Source organism: Mesorhizobium sp. WSM4819, from assembly GCF_055811215.1.
In genome coordinates this window covers 94436-108797 of sequence record NZ_JBVVQO010000014.1, presented here as the reverse complement: position 1 = coordinate 108797, position 14362 = coordinate 94436, and the positions used below count along the sequence as shown (strand labels likewise).

15 protein-coding genes are annotated in these 14362 nt (G+C 64.5%); 8 read left to right on the top strand and 7 right to left on the bottom strand.

Annotated features, from left to right (window positions below):
* Window position 1 precedes the first annotated feature (1 nt).
* The gene (locus AC0L18_RS15345) at window positions 2-460 is read left to right on the top strand and encodes a MaoC/PaaZ C-terminal domain-containing protein (protein WP_473493119.1); all 459 of its coding nucleotides are present in this window, start codon (window positions 2-4) and stop codon (window positions 458-460) included.
* An 87-nt stretch (window positions 461-547) separates the two neighbouring features.
* On the opposite strand, the gene AC0L18_RS15340 is transcribed toward AC0L18_RS15345, so the two are convergent.
* Together AC0L18_RS15340 and AC0L18_RS15335 are read right to left on the bottom strand one after the other, a co-directional pair.
* Entirely contained in the window at window positions 548-1198 is a 651-nt protein-coding gene (locus AC0L18_RS15340; RefSeq protein WP_473493118.1) for a Vgb family protein, read from the bottom strand.
* A 41-nt stretch (window positions 1199-1239) separates the two neighbouring features.
* The gene (locus AC0L18_RS15335) at window positions 1240-2460 is read right to left on the bottom strand and encodes a helix-turn-helix domain-containing protein (RefSeq protein WP_473493117.1); all 1221 of its coding nucleotides are present in this window, start codon (window positions 2458-2460) and stop codon (window positions 1240-1242) included.
* Window positions 2461-2562: 102 nt separating this feature from the next.
* Between AC0L18_RS15335 and AC0L18_RS15330 the strand changes: the two genes are divergently transcribed.
* Window positions 2563-2859 carry a hypothetical protein gene (locus AC0L18_RS15330; protein ID WP_473493116.1) on the top strand — a complete coding sequence of 99 codons (297 nt, stop codon included), beginning with the start codon at window positions 2563-2565 and terminating at the stop codon, window positions 2857-2859.
* A gap of 28 nt (window positions 2860-2887) precedes the next feature.
* Here the strand turns inward: AC0L18_RS15330 and AC0L18_RS15325 are convergent, their stop codons facing one another.
* From AC0L18_RS15325 to ehuB, 5 genes are read right to left on the bottom strand one after another with little or no spacing between them, the layout of a single operon-like run.
* Window positions 2888-3619: a GntR family transcriptional regulator gene (locus tag AC0L18_RS15325; protein WP_023800466.1), complete on the bottom strand. Its 732-nt coding sequence runs from the start codon at window positions 3617-3619 to the stop codon at window positions 2888-2890.
* Window positions 3616-4395 (bottom strand): ectoine/hydroxyectoine ABC transporter ATP-binding protein EhuA, encoded by a 780-nt coding sequence (gene ehuA / locus AC0L18_RS15320; RefSeq protein WP_027152502.1) that lies wholly within the window; start codon window positions 4393-4395, stop codon window positions 3616-3618. The genes AC0L18_RS15325 and ehuA overlap by 4 nt, the downstream gene beginning before the upstream one ends.
* Window positions 4392-5051 carry an ectoine/hydroxyectoine ABC transporter permease subunit EhuD gene (ehuD, locus tag AC0L18_RS15315; protein ID WP_023800464.1) on the bottom strand — a complete coding sequence of 220 codons (660 nt, stop codon included), beginning with the start codon at window positions 5049-5051 and terminating at the stop codon, window positions 4392-4394. The genes ehuA and ehuD overlap by 4 nt, the downstream gene beginning before the upstream one ends.
* On the bottom strand, window positions 5048-5776 hold the full coding sequence (ehuC, locus tag AC0L18_RS15310; protein ID WP_091597301.1) for an ectoine/hydroxyectoine ABC transporter permease subunit EhuC: 729 nt from the start codon (window positions 5774-5776) through the stop codon (window positions 5048-5050). Before ehuC ends, ehuD begins: the two co-directional genes overlap by 4 nt.
* A gap of 55 nt (window positions 5777-5831) precedes the next feature.
* Window positions 5832-6701, bottom strand: a complete 870-nt coding sequence (ehuB, locus tag AC0L18_RS15305) for an ectoine/hydroxyectoine ABC transporter substrate-binding protein EhuB (RefSeq protein WP_473493115.1) — start codon at window positions 6699-6701, stop codon at window positions 5832-5834.
* A gap of 216 nt (window positions 6702-6917) precedes the next feature.
* Between ehuB and AC0L18_RS15300 the strand changes: the two genes are divergently transcribed.
* The 6 genes from AC0L18_RS15300 to AC0L18_RS15275 all read left to right on the top strand — a co-directional run bounded on the left by AC0L18_RS15300 (window position 6918) and on the right by AC0L18_RS15275 (window position 14350).
* Window positions 6918-8108, top strand: coding sequence for a M24 family metallopeptidase (locus AC0L18_RS15300; protein WP_473493114.1), 1191 nt, complete (start codon window positions 6918-6920; stop codon window positions 8106-8108).
* 76 nt (window positions 8109-8184) lie between these two features.
* On the top strand, window positions 8185-9333 hold the full coding sequence (locus tag AC0L18_RS15295) for a M24 family metallopeptidase (RefSeq protein ID WP_473493113.1): 1149 nt from the start codon (window positions 8185-8187) through the stop codon (window positions 9331-9333).
* Window positions 9334-9342: 9 nt separating this feature from the next.
* Window positions 9343-10599: a sarcosine oxidase subunit beta family protein gene (locus AC0L18_RS15290; RefSeq protein ID WP_473493112.1), complete on the top strand. Its 1257-nt coding sequence runs from the start codon at window positions 9343-9345 to the stop codon at window positions 10597-10599.
* A 13-nt stretch (window positions 10600-10612) separates the two neighbouring features.
* Window positions 10613-10909 (top strand): sarcosine oxidase subunit delta, encoded by a 297-nt coding sequence (locus AC0L18_RS15285; protein WP_473493110.1) that lies wholly within the window; start codon window positions 10613-10615, stop codon window positions 10907-10909.
* Window positions 10906-13860 (top strand): sarcosine oxidase subunit alpha family protein, encoded by a 2955-nt coding sequence (locus AC0L18_RS15280; RefSeq protein WP_473493108.1) that lies wholly within the window; start codon window positions 10906-10908, stop codon window positions 13858-13860. Before AC0L18_RS15285 ends, AC0L18_RS15280 begins: the two co-directional genes overlap by 4 nt.
* Window positions 13853-14350 (top strand): sarcosine oxidase subunit gamma, encoded by a 498-nt coding sequence (locus tag AC0L18_RS15275; protein WP_473493106.1) that lies wholly within the window; start codon window positions 13853-13855, stop codon window positions 14348-14350. Before AC0L18_RS15280 ends, AC0L18_RS15275 begins: the two co-directional genes overlap by 8 nt.
* Window positions 14351-14362 lie beyond the last annotated feature (12 nt).

Sequence of the window (14362 nt, the reverse complement as noted above, 5' to 3'; positions counted from 1 at the left end):
CATGGAGCAGACTGTCTATTTCGAGGATTACCAGATCGGCTCGTCGCGCATGACCAGCGGGCGCACTATCACCGAGACCGACTTCGTCGTGCATGCCGGCCATACCGGCGATTTCTTCCCTCACCACATGGACGCCGAGTTCATGAAGACGACGCCGTTCGGCCAGCGCATCGCCCATGGCACGCTGGTCTTCTCGGTCGGCGTCGGACTGACGGCAAGCGTCATCAACCCGGTCGCGTTCTCCTATGGCTATGACAGGTTGCGCTTCATCAAGCCGGTGTTCATCGGCGATACGATCAAGACTCGCACCACCATCTCGGCCAAGCAAGACGACCCAAAGCGGCCGGAGTCGGGTCGCGTCATCGAGCGCTGCGAGGTGATCAACCAGCATGGCGATGTGGTCCTGGTGGCCGACCACATCTACATCGTCGAACGCCGCGCCAAGCCCAGCAGCGCTTAAGGGCTCCAGCGATCCGGTCCGCCACGTTGATGGCCGCTCCGGCGGACGGTTCGTCAAAGCGGAAAGCGGGCCCGCGAGCCGCTTCGGTTAACTGCTCGTGGAGCCTCGCCTGGGTCGGCGGATGGCTCTCACCTTGCCGCTGTTTCCACCGCCGCAGAAGAACTGATCGCCACCATCGGACTCGAGCCCCGACACGCCTGTTCCAGGCGGCATCTCAAGCTTCTCCAGGACCTTTCCGGTTTCAGGATCTATCCGCCTGACGTCGCTCTCGTCACCTTCCCAGGTGCCGTGCCAGAGTTCGCCGTCGATCCAGGTGACCCCTGTGACGATACGGTTGGAATCGATTGTGCGAAGAACTGCCCCTGTCTGGGGGTCTATCTGATGGATTTTGCGACCGCGATTCTGCCCCACCCAAAGTGAGCCTTCGGCCCAGGCGAGTCCGGAGTCGCCGCCGCCACCTGGCGCCGGAATCGTGGCGAGCACGCGGCCAGTGTTGGGATCGATCTTCTGAATGCGATCTTCGGCGATCTGGAACAGGTGCTGGCCGTCGAAGGCCGTTCCTGCGTGCGCGGCGACATCGATCGCGCGCACCACATTGCCGCTCGCAGGATCCAAGGCGTTCAGCCTGTCTCCTGACGCAAACCAGACCTGCTGACCGTCGAATGTAACCCCAGCCACCTGGTCGACACCCGGAAAGGGTCCATATTCGCGGAGGACTTCAGCTGCAGATCGTTTCATGCTTCTGCTCCAGGCTCAGATCTGTTGAATTGTCCATGACACTAGTAACCCGACAGTGAGCCGGGGAGTAACAAGATTGTCGGGAATCCCGGCACCGGCGGGGTCATCCAACGGCGCGCTCGCCCGCGGCCGAAGGACTGCACCTTGCCTGCTGCCGCAAGCTGCTCGAGCGAGCGCTGCACGGTGCGCGAGCTGGCTCCGAGCGCAATTGCGAGCGCCGAGCTCGACCACGACTCGCCGTCGGCGAGGAAGGCGAGCACCGCTGCATGCGGCTCGTCGGCGGGCGGCGCCAGCACCACGACATCGCGTGGGCGGCGCGGCTTAAGCGCAAAGCCTCGCTTGGTCGCGCTCACATCCGCCAGTGACCGCAACTCCACCCGAAGCCGACCGACTTCGACCCGCAACCGGGCGCGATGCGATTCATCGGCGTGCTTGCCGCCGAAGGCGCGTGCGACGAGCGTGCTCCGCGGCACGTCTGCGGGCCAGGCTTCGCCCAGCGCACGCGCAAGCGCGAACAGGACCGGGCGCGTCGCCAGCGAGACGATCATGCCGGCGTCCCGCACGATATTGCGGCAGGCGTCGACGACGAGTGCCCCCGACGCCAGCAGCGCTTCGACCTCCTCGAGCAGGAGCGGGCGCTCAACCCCGCGCGCGATCAGCCGCGCCGCGGGCGTGTTCATCACCAGGGATGCGCCTTCAACCTCGGCCGTCAGCGGTGGAATGTCCGCCTGGCCCGCCGCGTGCGCGGCCCGCCCGAGCGCAGCGCGCGCCGCCTTGGTGCGGAGGCGGCGTAGCGCGACCCCCGCAATCACCAGCTCGTGGGCGGCCCTCGACGCGGGTGGGAGCGTCGTCGGGTCGAAGCCGGCGAGCCTGCCCTCCGCCTCATCGAGGCGTCCGATCAGGAGCAGGCGCCGCGCTTCGAGATTGCGCGCATGCGCGGCATTGACGTGGTCGCCGTGCTTTTCAAGCGTCGACCGCGCGGCGTCGAGTGCCTTCGCCGGCCAGCCGAGGTCGCGCGAGACGAGCGCGATCTCGGCTTCGGCGACGACGCACCTCGCGCGGGCCACTGCCTCGTTCGGACCGAAGGCGCGCGCAGCACTTTTGAGGAGAGCCTTTGCGCGAACGAGATCGCCGAGCTGCGCCATTGCAATGCCGCGCAGCGCAAGCGCAGGCGCATCCTCACGCAGGGCGACCCGCTTCAAAGCGCCAAGGGGATCACCCGTCGCAAGGGCGCGCGCTGCAGCGGTGATCAGCGAGTCCATCGGAATCCCGTCACACTTGTCACTCTCACCTTTCGATGTCCGGTCCTAATCTATCTCAGCACCAACAACCAGCGCGCCGTGTCGAAAAGAGATGACGTCTCGATGACACTCCACCCCGACCAGAAGATGCCGCCCGAAGGCAGCGGATCTGCCGATTTCCCAACCGACAATGTCGCCGCCCGTGGCGCGGCCGACTGGCTATCGCTGGCGGCCGCGCTCACCTTCGCAATCATGGCGCTGCTGACGGCCGTTACCGGTGATGCCGACATGATCTGCGCGGCGCAAGATGCGTCGCCGCTGAACAAAATGGCGATGATGTACTTGCTGATGAGCGCCTTCCATTTTGCGCCCTGGCTGAAGCTGGTCGCCGGCCGACGAAGCGGTGCCCACCGGTCGTGACCCGGGCGTGCGCCAGGTCAAACGTGAATTACAGAGTTCCGCCGGAGAGGTTGACCTCGCCTGCATGACGCATCATGCGGCGAAAGCTCATCGAGATATGGGCTCGCCTGATGTGCCCGATCGACTCCCAGTCGCCGATCTCGGCGGCGGCAAGCACCTCTTCCATTTCGCGGCGGAACGCAGTGAACTCCTCGACCAGGCCCAACTGCGGCATCATCTTCAGGACGACGCGCGCGACCTGAAAATACAGGCGCTCGCTGATCTCGCGCAGCGGCTGGTTGCCGGTCATCGCGGTGAGCTCGTAGAAAAAATCCATGTTGAGGCGCAGGAAAGCGCGCTGGTCGGGATTGAGCACATCGGAATCGCAGCGCGCGATGAGTGCCCTTATCCGGTCGAGGTCGTCCGCCGTGCGCGGGATCGGCGAAAGCTTGCCGACGAGGAGCGCCAGCTCCAGGCGCAAGTGATAGACCTGCTGCAATTCCTCGATGTCGACGTCGGTGACGATCGTGCCGACGCCATGGACGGATTGAACCAGACCCTCGGATTCGAGGCGCGCCAGGACACGGCGAACCGGCGTGCGGCTGATCTGGAATTCCTGGGCAAGCTCTTCCTCGGAGAGATGGCTGCCGGGCGCATAGTCGAGCAGGCAGATGCGGTCGCGCAATATCCGGTAGATACGCTCGAACCGCTCCCGCGCCGAGAGCGGGCGCGGCGGTGCGGCGGTCGCGGCCAGGGGCGCGGCATCCGTCTCAAGCGTCATCCAGCCTCCAGGACAGCGTGCAGGAACTGCCGCGTCCGCTCGTTCTTGGGGGCGCCGAACAACTCGTTTGGCGGCCCCTGCTCGCAGATCTTGCCGGCATGGAAAAAGCAGACGCGATCGGAGAATTCCTTGGCAAATCCCATCTGGTGGGTGACCATCAGCATGGTGAGGTCATGTTCCCTGCCGAGTTTTCGGATGACTTCAAGCACCTCGCCGACGAGTTCGGGGTCGAGTGCCGAGGTCACCTCGTCGAACAGCATGATCTTGGGCCGCATGGCGCAAGCGCGGGCGATGGCGACACGCTGCTGCTGGCCGCCGGAAAGCTGCGAGGGATAGTGGTCCTTCTTCTCCGACAGGCCGACCATGTCGAGCAGCTCGGCCGCACGCGCCTCGGCATCGGCCCGCTTCATGCCGAGCACGGTTATCGGCGCCTCGATGCAGTTCTGCATCGCCGTCATGTGCGGGAACAGGTTGAACGACTGGAACACCATGCCGATCTTGGCGCGGATCTTGCGGATGTGCGCGAGATCGGCGGGAACAAGCTTGCCGTTCCTCTCCATGTGGGTGAGCGGCTCGCCTTCGACCCAGATGACGCCGTCATTGATCGTCTCCAGCGTCATCAGCATGCGCAGCACCGTGGTCTTGCCGGAGCCGGACGGCCCGATGATGGAAACCTTCTCGCCGCGTGCTATGTCCAGATTGAGCCCGTCGAGAACGGTCAGCGCGCCGTAGCGTTTCGAAACATTGTCGAAGCGGACCATCGGTTGTTCCGTCATCGCATGGTCCTCCGGTTGAGCAAGCCTTCGAGGGAGCGAATGAGCGCGGCGGAAACCAGGCTCATGGCAAGGAAGAACAGGCCGACCAGCGTCATCGGCTCAGTGTAGCGGAAGGTTTCGGAGCCGATGATCTTGGCGGTCTGCATCAGCTCCAGCACGGCGATTGCGGAAAGCAATGGCGTCTCCTTGAACAAGGCAACTAGATAGTTGCCGAGCGCCGGAACGATCGGCGGGATCGCCTGCGGAATGATGATGTCGCGGAAGGTCGTCCAGGCTGACAGATTGAGGGCGACCGAGGCTTCCCACTGGCCGCGATGGATGTTGTCGAAACCGGCGCGATAGACCTCGGAACAATAGGCAGCGTAGTGGATGCCGATGGCAAGCACCCCGGCGGTGAAGGCGTCGAGCACGACACCGAATTTCGGAAAGACGAAATAGAGAAAGAATATCTGGATCAGCAACGGGGTCGACCGGATCAGTTCGACCAGCACCGAAATCGTCCAGCCGGTCCACGGCACGGCGATGCGGACCACCGCCAGCACCAGGCCGAGCGAGGCGGCAAGCGCAAACCCGATCAGCGTCGCCTCGATGGAAACGATGGCAGCGCTGGCGAGCACCGGCAGGATTTCAAAAGCAAACGCCCAGTCCCAGATCATGCTGCCTTCCCCCGCGCCAATCCGAGCGAAGCCCGCCTTTCGAGAAGCCGCATGCCGATGGTCACGACCAGCGACATTGCCAGGTACATCAGCAGGACGAGGGTGAAGATCGGAATGGTCTTGAACGTGTTCTGGTTCATTTGCTGCGCCTTGAAGGCGAGGTCCGAGAGCGTGATCAGCGAGACCAGCGCTGTCGATTTCAAAAGCTCGATGAACAGATTGCCCCAAGGCGGGATCATGGCGACGAAAGCCTGCGGCAGGATGATCCGGCGCAGCATCTGGGGGCGGCTCATGTTCAATGCGGTAGACGCCTCCCACTGTCCGCGGGCGACGGACTGGATCGCGCCGCGCACGACTTCCGATCCGTAAGCACCAACGTTCAGGCCGAGCGCCAGGACAGCAACCAGAAATGCGTTGAGCGTGACACCGAATTGCGGCAGCACAAAAAACAGCCAAAACAATTGTACCAGCGCCGAGGTGCCGCGGAAGATCTCGACATAGACCGTGGCCAGCCATTTGAGCGGCGCCGGGCCATACATCCTTGCCAGCGCCGCCAGCACGCCCATGACGATTGCCAGCAGGCTGCCGAGGATAGCGATCTCGATCGTCAGGACCGCGCCTTGCAGCAGCCCCGGCATAAACACTTTGTAAGATTCCTGCGTTGCCAAGGCACCGATCACGACAAGCGCGACGACCAGCATGGCAACGAGCGTACGGATTCCCATGCGGATTCCCCCAGGAAAAAGGGGCGGCGCTTTCGCGCCGCCAGCAGTTGGGAACCTATTTGCCCGCGCAAAGCTCCGCGGTGGTCTTGTTGGGCAGGTAGTCCTTGCCGAAGCCGAGCGGCTCGACCAGCGCGATGTGCTCCGGCGAACCGAGGAACGTCTTCAACTCGGCGTTGAACGCCTCCTGCAGGTCGGTATCTTCCTTGCGGAAGCCGAAGCCGCCATGGCCTTTCACCGACTTGCCGGCAACCTCGCCGAACGGCTTGGTCGATTCGACGCCGTCGGCCTTCTTGGCCATGTCGGCGATCGAAAGAGCGGTTAGCGCGGCAGCGTCGGCACGGCCCGACTGGACGGCGGCGACCAGACTGGACTGGTCGGGCAAGGCAACGATCTGCCCGGCGGCGACACCAGCGTCCTTGGCATAGCCGCCCTCGACGGCGCCGGCCATCACGGCGAGCTTGAGATCCGGGTTTTCCTTGATGCTGGAAAAGTCCTTCACGCCCTTCGGATTGCCTTTTGCCACCAGCATGGCCTGACCGATTCCGTAGGACGGCTCGGAGAAATTGATCTCGGCGCAACGCTTCGGATTGATGAACATGCCGGCGGCGATGATATCGAAGCGGCCGGCCTTGAGACCTGGGATAAGCGAGCCGAACTCGGTCAGCACGCCGTCTACCTGCGCGATACCCATCTTGGCGAGTACCGCCTTGGCAACTTCCGGCGCTTCGCCGGTCAGCTTGCCGTCAGGCGTGGCGTAACCGAACGGCGCCTCGTTGGCAAAACCGACGCGGATATAGCCGTCCTTCTTGGCCTGTTCGAGGATGGTTTCCGCATAAGCGGGCAGCGCCGTGAATGATGTCGCGGCAAGCGCGAGGCAGGCGGCGGCTTTCACGACCATCCGGCGCGATATCGATGATTTGAACATGCTTTTCTCCCATTGAACAACTGACTGATATTCCGGGGCGCGGCCTTCTTCGAGGTCGACACTTGCCTGTCAAGACGTATACAACTGCCCTAGACATTGTGCAAGCTAAGATATAAAAACTACAGAAATCTGGCAATAATTCGTAATCAGACCACACATTATTGCCAGTTGTGCACAATTTAAGAAAAAACCAGCGTACTGGCAGGTGGGATTTCGGTGGCGAGCGCGAGCGGTTTCGGGACTTTCACGCAAGCGGAGTATGCGCAGCGCCTGGCCGGCGTGAAGTCACGCATGGAGAAGGCCGGCTTCGACCTCATCATCTGTCAGGACCCAGCTAATATGTGCTGGCTGACCGGCTATGACGGATGGTCGTTCTATGTTCCGCAATGCGTGCTCGTCCATCTCAGGGAAGACCGGCCGATCTGGTTCGGCAGGGCGCAGGACGCCAGGAGCGCACGCCTGACCACCGGCCTGCCGGAGAAGAACATCGTGCCGTTCTCGGAACGGCTGGTGCAGCAGCCCGTCGAACACCCCTATGACGAACTCGCCCAGCTGATCCGGTCGCGTGGCTGGGGAAACGCCCGCATCGGCGTCGAGATGGACGCGCATTATTACACCGCGCGCTGCCATGCCCATCTCGTCAGCGGGCTGCCTGACGCGCACTTCGCCAACAACCACGATCTCGTCAACTGGGCGCGGCTGGTCAAATCCGAAGCCGAGCTGGCGCTGATCCGCGAGGCCGGTGCGATCTGCACACACGCCATGAAACGCGCCATAGAAAAAATGCGGCCCGGCGTGCCGCAGAACCATGTCATTGCGGAAATCTATCACGCACAGATCACGGGCGTGCCCGGAGCGGGCGGCGACTATGCCGCGATCTGTCCGCTGATGCCCGTCGGCGAGGGCACCAGCACGCCGCATCTGACCTGGTCCGACGCGCCGCTGCCGGACAGCGGCCTCGCCATTCTGGAGATCGCCGGGGTGCGGCGGCGCTATCATGCGGCGCTGACGCGGACCGTGCATTTCGGCAAGCCGCCGCAAGTCCTCGTCGACATGGCCAAGGCGATCGTCGAGGGCGTCGACGCCGGCCTTGAGAAGGCCCGCCCCGGCTACACCGCCGAAGAGGTGGAAGCCGCCTGGCAGGCAGTGCTGAGGAAGAACGGGCTGAAGAAGGAGAGCCGCGTCGGCTATCCGGTCGGGCTCGCCTACCCGCCCGATTGGGGCGAACGCACCGCAAGTCTTCGTCCCGGCGACACCACCAGGATGCAGTCCGGGATGTGCTTCCATTTCATGGCCGGCGTTTGGCTCGACGATTTCGGCATCGCCATCTCGGAATCCTTCGTCGTCACGGATCGCGGCGGCGAACGCCTCTGCGACGTGGCGCGCGAACTCATCGTCATCGACTGAGCATGGGGACTGGAAGCCGGTCACTGACGAAAAATCATACCGGCAACGAAACCGGTAACCAGCACGAGGACGCCTGATGGACCGTAATCCGTTTTCCGAAGCCGAAATCGCCGGCCGCCTTGTCAGGGTCCGCACGGCGCTGGCCGAGCGCGGGCTCGACGCGACGGTCTTTGCTTCGCCGGAGAACGTCTTCTACCTCACCGGGCTCGATCACTGGGGATATTTTGCCCCTCACCTGCTGATCGTCCCGCTCGAAGGGAAACCTGTCCTGGTCACCCGCTCGATGGAAAGGGTGACGATCGAGAAACAGGTGACGGCAGCGGAATTCCGCGGCCATTCCGACAGCGAAACGGCGGCCGACCTTGCCGCGCAAGTGCTTGCGGAGCTCAGCCTGTCCGGCAAGCGGATCGGCCTCGAATACTGGACGGCCGGCCTCAGCCATGGGCTTGCCGTCGCACTCCAGACGCAGGCCGATGCCAGATGGAGCGATGTTTCCGGGCTGGTCGACAGGATGCGGCGAGTGAAGAGCGCCGAGGAACAGGCACTGATGCGTCAGGCGGCACAAGTGACCGACGCCGCCGCCGGCGCCGCGATCGCCGCGATCTCGGACGGTGCCTCCGAACAGGAGGTCGCAGCCCAGTGCGTTGCGGCGATGATTCGCGCCGGCGGTCATGCTCCGGGCTTCGGCCCGTTCATCCGCCCGGCCGCGCGCCTGGGCGAAGAGCATACGACCTGGGGCGACGGGATCTACCGCAAGGGCGAGCCGGTCTTCGTCGAACTGTCCGGCTGCATCTCGCGTTATCACGCGCCGCTCGGCCGGCTCGTTCGCATCGGCCATATCAGCGACGAAGACGCCGCGATGGCGGAGGTGACCGCCAGGGCGTTCGATGCCGTCGTCGAGGCACTCAGGCCCGGCGCCAGGGCGCGCGACGTCTACGCCGCCTGGCAGACCGTCGCCGACGAGGCCGGTCTTTCCCATTATCGCCGCCATCACTGCGGCTACCTTGTCGGCGCCGGACAGCCGCCATCATGGACTGGCGGCAATTCGGTGACCGGCTTGAGGCACGATTCCGATCTCGAAATCGAGACCGGGATGAGCTTCCACATCCTGTCGTGGCTGATGGGCACCGGTCGCGGCGATGACTTCGTCTCCAACACCGTGCTTCTGACTGATGCGGGCGCCGAAGTGCTTACCCGCACGCCGGCCGGCCCGATCGTTCGATAGGCCGCAGGGATGGCGCGCTACTCGGCATTTTCGATTTTCCGCAACGCGCTGTCTGGCCAGAAGAACTGGCAGCGCGCCTGGCGGGCAGCGGAGCCAAAACCGTCCTACGACGTGATCGTCATCGGCGGCGGTGGACACGGCCTCGCTACCGCCTTCTACCTCGCCGAGAACCACGGCATCCGCAACGTCGCGGTGCTCGAAAAGGGCTATGTCGGCGGCGGCAATGTCGGCCGCAACACCACCGTCATCCGCTCCAACTACCTGCTCGACGGCAACACCCAGTTCTACGAATTCTCGATGAAACTCTGGGAGAACATGTCGCGGGCGCTGAATTTCAACGTCATGTTCTCGCAGCGCGGCCAGCTCGTCACCGCGCATTCCGCCGACCAGCTCGACGGCTTCAGCCACCGCGCCAACGTCATGCGGCTGAACGGCATCGATGCCGACATCCTCGACCGCGTCGAGGTGCGCCGTCTCGTGTCCTATCTCGATTTTTCCGACACCGCCCGCTTTCCGATCCATGGCGCCATCTTCCAGGGCCGGGCGGGCACGGCGCGCCACGACGCGGTCGCCTGGGGCTATGCGCGCGCCGCCGACGGCCATGGCGTCGACATTATCCAGAACTGCGAGGTGTCAGGCTTCCTCCGCGACGGCGACAGGATCGTCGGCGTCGAAACGACGAAAGGCCGGATCGCCGCCGGCAAGGTCGGCCTCGCTGTTGCCGGTCATACATCCGTGCTCGGCGCCAAGGCCGGCCTGGAACTGCCGATCGAAAGCCACGTCTTGCAGGCCTTTGTCACCGAACCGCTGAAGCCGTTGGTGGACCATGTTGTCGCCTATGGCGCCGATCATTTCTACGTCAGCCAGTCGGACAAGGGCGGGCTGGTCTTCGGCGGCAATCTCGACGGCTACAATTCCTACGCCCAGCGCGGCAATCTGGGCGTCGTGCGCGAAGTGGCGGAGGCGGCGATCGCTCTGATGCCGTGCATTTCGCGCATCCGACTGCTGCGCCATTGGGGCGGCGTCATGGACATGACGCCCGATGCCAGCCCGATCATCTGCCCGACGCCGATCGAGGGACTCTATCTCAACGGCGGCTGGTGCTATGGCGGCTTCAAGGCGACGCCGGCTTCCGGCTGGTGCTTCGCCCACACGATCGCCACCGGCAAGCCGCACCCGTTGATCGCAGCCTACGGGCTCGATCGTTTCCGCACCGGCCACACGCTCGACGAGGCTGGCGCCGGCCCCTCAGCCTGGCTGCAATAGGAGGCGCAAGACAATGCTGCGCATCGAATGCCCCTGCTGCGGTCTGCGCGACCATGACGAGTTCCGCTACGGCGGCGACGCTTCCGTCACGCGTCCGGCGCACGACGATCTCGATCCCAAGGCCTGGTACCGTTACGTCTATGTCAGGACAAATCCGGCTGGCCTGCACCGCGAGTTCTGGCAGCACGTGACCGGCTGCCGGCAATGGCTGGTGGTCGAACGCGACACGCGCAACCACGCCATCGCATCCGTCGATCTCGCCAGGCAATTGTCGGCCAGGAAATCACCCGCCAGGAAACCACCGGCATGAGTTCGAACCACAAGCGGTTGTCGATGGGCGGCCGTATCGACCGCGAGCAGCCGGTCGAGTTTACCTTCGACGGCCGGAGCCTGATCGGATATCGCGGCGATACGCTTGCCTCCGCGCTGCTCGCCAACGGCGTCACGCTGGTCGGGCGCAGCTTCAAATATCATCGTCCACGCGGCATTTTTTCCGCCGGGGCCGAGGAGCCGAATGCACTGGTCACGCTTGCAACCGCAGGCAGGCGCCAGCCGAACCTGCCGGCGACGACGCTGGAACTCCAAGACGGCCTAGTCGCGGAGAGCCAGAACCGCTGGCCTTCGCTTGCCTTTGACGTGCAAAGCGTCAACGTCCTGTTGGCGCCGCTCCTGTCGGCCGGCTTCTACTACAAGACCTTCATGGGTCCGACGCGCCGCGCCTGGATGTTCTACGAGCACTTCATTCGCAAGGCGGCCGGGCTTGGCAGAGCCGGCACCGACCCTGATCCCGATCGCTACGACATCAGTCATGCCTTTGCCGATGTCGCAATCATCGGCGGCGGCCCAGCAGGATTGTCGGCGGCGCGTGCTGCCGCAGCGGCCGGCGCGCAGGTGGCGCTGATCGAACAGGATGTCCTGCTCGGCGGCCAGCTTCTGGCGGAAGCTTCCGACAGCGCTGCGGCCGCATGGCTGAGACAGGCCGAGGCCGAGCTGGACGGCTTCAAAACCGTCGCCCTGATGAAGCGGACGACCGCTTTCGGCATCTATGACGGCAATGTCATCGGACTGGTCGGGCAACGCGACCCAGCCAATCCGCGGCCGGCCGGCGAAGTGCTGCAGACATTGACCATGCTTCGCGCCCGCTCGATCGTTTTCGCCACCGGCGCCATCGAGCGACCAATGGTATTCTCGAACAACGACCGACCCGGCGTGATGCTTGCGTCGGCCGCCCGGACCTACCTCAACCGTTTCGCCGTCCTGCCCGGCAAGAAAATAGTCGTCGTCACCAGCAATGACGGCGCCTGGCGCACCGCCTTCGACTATGCCGCAGGCGGCGCAGAGGTGACGGTTGCCGATCTGCGTGCAGCGCCGCCCGCCGCACTTGCCGCAGAAGCCGCACGGCTCGGCGTGGTGGTGCGGGCCGCAACGCGCATCGTCGACCTGCATGGCGGCCATGCCGTCAGGCGGGCAACGCTCAGCGGACCAGGCGGCCAATCCGAGGCCGCCTGCGACCTGGTCTGCGTGTCCGGCGGCTGGTCGCCGACCGTGCATCTCACCTCGCACCTGGGCGTCAACCCTGGATATCGCAGCGACATTGGCGGCTTCGTGCCGGGGGCGTTTCCGGAGGACCGGTTCGGCGCCGGCTCGATGATGGGAATTTTTTCGACCGCCGATGTCATCGAGAACGGTCATCGCGCCGGCACCGAGGCGGCATCGTTCTGCGGCAAGTCGGCGCCGGTGCCTGCTCCGTCGAAACTCGATCTGGGCGAGACCGCCGCGGCCCCGCTTCGCGAGGCCCTGGCCGCTGGACGTGGAAAGGCCTTCGTCGATTTCCAGATGGACGTGACGACCGGGGATATCGAGCTCGCCCATCGCGAGGGCTATCAATCGGTCGAGCACCTGAAGCGCTACACCACGCTTGGCATGGGCACCGACCAGGGCAAGACCAGCAATTTTTCGGCGCTTGCCGCGATGGCGGCCCTGCGCAACACAACCATCCCCGAGACCGGCGCCACGACCTTTCGACCGCCCTATACGCCGGTCGCCATTGGTGCGCTTGCCGGGCGCGCCATCGGCCATCATTTCAAGCCGATCCGCCGCACGCCGATGCACGACTGGCACATGGCGAACGGCGCCGAGATGCTGGAGGTCGGGCTCTGGATGCGGCCCTATTTCTACAGGCAATCCGGGCTCGACGTGAACGAAGCGTATGTCGCCGAAATGCGGAGTGTGCGCCAGGCCGCTGGCCTGATGGACATCTCCACCCTCGGCAAGATCGACGTCCAGGGCCCGGATGCCGCGATTTTCCTCGATCGCATCTACGCCAACGGCTTTGCCAAACTGCCGGTTGGCCGTGCGCGCTACGGCGTCATGCTGCGCGACGACGGCATCGTCTTCGACGACGGCACCACGACGCGGCTGGCCGAGAGCCGGTTCTTCATGACCACCTCGACCGCCAAGGCCGCCGACGTGCTGTCGCGTCTTGAATTCCTGCTCGATACGGCCTGGCCGGATTTGCGCGTAGCCGTGACCTCGGTGAGCGATGATTGGGCGGCGATGTCGGTTGCCGGACCGAAAAGCCGTGCAATTCTTGCTGCGGCATTTCCCGCTCTCGATGTTTCCGACGCAGCACTTGCGCATATGGGATTGCTCGAGAGCGAATGGCAGGGCCGTGCGCTCCGCATCCTGCGTCTCAGTTATTCCGGCGAGCGCGCCTACGAAATCTATGTCGGCGCAACTGCCGGTGAACAGCTTTGGAGCCGCCTGCTCGAAGCAGGCAGGCCGCTCGACTTGAAACCTTACGGCGTCGAGGCGCTCGGCGCGCTGCGCGTCGAAAAGGGCCATGTCGCCGGACCTGAAATCGATGGGCGCACGACGCTCGACGATCTTGGCCTCGGCCGCATGGCGGGCAAGCGTACCGGCTTCGTCGGCGACGTGCTGCGACGGCGCCCCGCCTTCCAGGCGCCCGACCGCCAGCGCCTGGTCGGACTGGAATGCATCGAAGAGGGAAAACGCCTTCGCGGTGGCGCCATCCTGTTCCTGCCGGGCGAGAAACCTTACGGCCACGGGCGCGGCCGCGTCACCTCCGTCACCTTCAGCCCCGAACGCGGCCACTATGTCGGGCTGGCCTTGCTTTCCGGCGATGTCGCCAGCGAAGGAAGCGAGGTCGTGGCCGTCTATCCGATGAAGGCCGAAACGGTCCGTGCCCGCGTCGTCTCGCCGGTATTCCTCGATCCGCAGGGGGAACGACTGCATGGCTAGCCCGGATTTCAGCCTGTCCGTGGTCGATTGCCCACTCATCCAGATCGAGGGCTGGGACGGCACGCTGGGGCAATTCGAATCGAGCCTCTCTGCGTCGCTCGGCACGAAACTTCCCGCCTCGGTCGGAGAGACGGTCCGTCATAAAGGTTTTCTCGTCATCCGCGTCGCGCCTCGCCGCTTGTGGCTGGCTCTCGACGACGGCGCGCAAGCATCTTCGCTTGCCGTCGACCCGGATCTCGGCTGTTCGGTTTCTCTCGGCGAGGGTCGCGTGCGTTTCAGAATGGCCGGGGCGGACATCGCAGGAGTGCTCTCCAGATGCATCGCCGTCGACTGGTGCGCGCCGGCGGCCGCCCCGGGCCGCGCCGTGCTGACATCCTTGCACCATGTGCCCGTGCTGTTCCTGCGCAGCGGCGAGACCGCGTGCGAACTCATCGTGCCGCGAAGTTTTTCGCAAAGCCTCTCGGACTGGATTGCTGACGCTGCGGGGTAGGGAAAGGACCAG

Excerpts from the sequence above, each read along its gene's own strand:
- AC0L18_RS15345 (WP_473493119.1), top strand. The coding sequence starts at position 2 with ATGGAGCAGACTGTCTATTTCGAGGATTACCAGATCGGCTCGTCGCGC.
- AC0L18_RS15340 (WP_473493118.1), bottom strand. The coding sequence starts at position 1,198 with ATGAAACGATCTGCAGCTGAAGTCCTCCGCGAATATGGACCCTTTCCG.
- AC0L18_RS15335 (WP_473493117.1), bottom strand. The coding sequence starts at position 2,460 with ATGGACTCGCTGATCACCGCTGCAGCGCGCGCCCTTGCGACGGGTGAT.
- AC0L18_RS15330 (WP_473493116.1), top strand. The coding sequence starts at position 2,563 with ATGACACTCCACCCCGACCAGAAGATGCCGCCCGAAGGCAGCGGATCT.
- AC0L18_RS15325 (WP_023800466.1), bottom strand. The coding sequence starts at position 3,619 with ATGACGCTTGAGACGGATGCCGCGCCCCTGGCCGCGACCGCCGCACCG.
- ehuA (WP_027152502.1), bottom strand. The coding sequence starts at position 4,395 with ATGACGGAACAACCGATGGTCCGCTTCGACAATGTTTCGAAACGCTAC.
- ehuD (WP_023800464.1), bottom strand. The coding sequence starts at position 5,051 with ATGATCTGGGACTGGGCGTTTGCTTTTGAAATCCTGCCGGTGCTCGCC.
- ehuC (WP_091597301.1), bottom strand. The coding sequence starts at position 5,776 with ATGGGAATCCGTACGCTCGTTGCCATGCTGGTCGTCGCGCTTGTCGTG.
- ehuB (WP_473493115.1), bottom strand. The coding sequence starts at position 6,701 with ATGTTCAAATCATCGATATCGCGCCGGATGGTCGTGAAAGCCGCCGCC.
- AC0L18_RS15295 (WP_473493113.1), top strand. The coding sequence starts at position 8,185 with ATGGACCGTAATCCGTTTTCCGAAGCCGAAATCGCCGGCCGCCTTGTC.
- AC0L18_RS15290 (WP_473493112.1), top strand. The coding sequence starts at position 9,343 with ATGGCGCGCTACTCGGCATTTTCGATTTTCCGCAACGCGCTGTCTGGC.
- AC0L18_RS15285 (WP_473493110.1), top strand. The coding sequence starts at position 10,613 with ATGCTGCGCATCGAATGCCCCTGCTGCGGTCTGCGCGACCATGACGAG.
- AC0L18_RS15280 (WP_473493108.1), top strand. The coding sequence starts at position 10,906 with ATGAGTTCGAACCACAAGCGGTTGTCGATGGGCGGCCGTATCGACCGC.
- AC0L18_RS15275 (WP_473493106.1), top strand. The coding sequence starts at position 13,853 with ATGGCTAGCCCGGATTTCAGCCTGTCCGTGGTCGATTGCCCACTCATC.